Origin of the sequence: Pseudoalteromonas sp. DL2-H2.2 (assembly GCF_021532535.1) — a bacterium.
In the GTDB taxonomy this organism is placed as follows: domain Bacteria; phylum Pseudomonadota; class Gammaproteobacteria; order Enterobacterales; family Alteromonadaceae; genus Pseudoalteromonas; species Pseudoalteromonas rubra_A.
This window is the reverse complement of record NZ_JAKGBD010000035.1, coordinates 1-1247: the sequence shown is the minus strand read 5'-3', so window position 1 is coordinate 1247 and position 1247 is coordinate 1. Positions and strand designations below refer to the sequence as shown.

The window sequence follows — 1247 nt, the reverse complement described above, 5'->3', positions numbered from 1 at the left end:
GATAGTGAGACCAATTAAAAATAAGCTTCCGCTCTTGATGACTCAAATGACAGTATTTTTGACCCATTTTGCACCTCCAAAATAGCTAACTTGAACTATAGTGGTGCACTTCAATTTAGAACATAGCCATACACTGTACGCCAGTTTGGGGTGGGTGTCTCTGATCCCCGCTAAAAGCAATGCTTCTTCGCAACAACATTAACTATGCTGGCACAGCAAACTGGTCTCTCAAACACTTACGTTGGCTCACAGAACTGGTATTGCCACATCCTGCGCAACAAATCGTTTTACAAGAGTTTATTCAAACCATAAACGAGCGAACTGCACGATTGGAGCGACTCGACAATGAGCTCTCTCATCATGTTTATCAATGGCGTTACTTCCCTGTAGTTAAAGCAATCCAAGCTATGCGCGGCGTTCGCTTACTCGTGGCCGCTGGTATTGTCGCTGAGCTTGGTGATTTAACCCGCTTCGACCATCCGCGAAAACTCATGAGTTATCTTGGGCTCGTTCCGAGTGAACACTCGAGTGGTGGTAAAAGGCATATTGGCGCAATTACTAAATGTGGCAATGGTCGTGCAAGGCGCTTATTAGTCGAAGGTGCTCATAGTTACCGTCATGCAGCCAACATATCGACTGAGTTACAAAAACGACAAGAAGGCTTACCAAAGCAACTTATTGATATTGCATGGAAAGCACAATTAAGGCTCTGTAAACGTTATAAAAAGCTTATAAATAAAGGCAAGCATTACAACCTCGTTGTCACCGCTATTGCCCGTGAAATGATTGCTTATATCTGGGCAATCGCAAAACAGGTTGTGCTCTCACCGGTAAATCCCAAATTAAGATTATCCAGAGTACCAGCTTAAAATGAACGAATTAGAGTTAATGTATTGGGTCAAGCATCGTGTGTGGCACAACCACCGACGGCGTTAGGATGGCAATGCAGCTAACGCAGCATTGAACCACGAACATAGACTGAAAACAAGTGCCACGTCGAGTTAAGTAAGGTCTGCTCTGCTCATGAAAATGAGTAACCAACGAATACCAGCAAGAAAACCGACGAAATTACTTGCTTCATCCTATGCATTAACTCACTCTAATTCGAGTTAAGAAATTATGTTGTGGTCAACTAATCCCGGACAGTAAATAAAGTTTTTCTTCCGCAACTGCTGGCGCAAGCATTTCGTTGTTACTATGCGGCCTTTGCCAGTTGTAGTAGTTCATTAAATAGTAACTAATATCTC

The 1247-nt window shown here is 43.0% G+C and carries 1 pseudogene; it reads left to right on the top strand.

Annotated features, from left to right (window positions below):
• Positions 1 to 170: 170 nt before the first annotated feature.
• Positions 171 to 869, top strand: a pseudogene (locus tag L1285_RS23475) (IS110 family transposase); the annotation flags it as partial.
• Positions 870 to 1247: the final 378 nt, after the last annotated feature.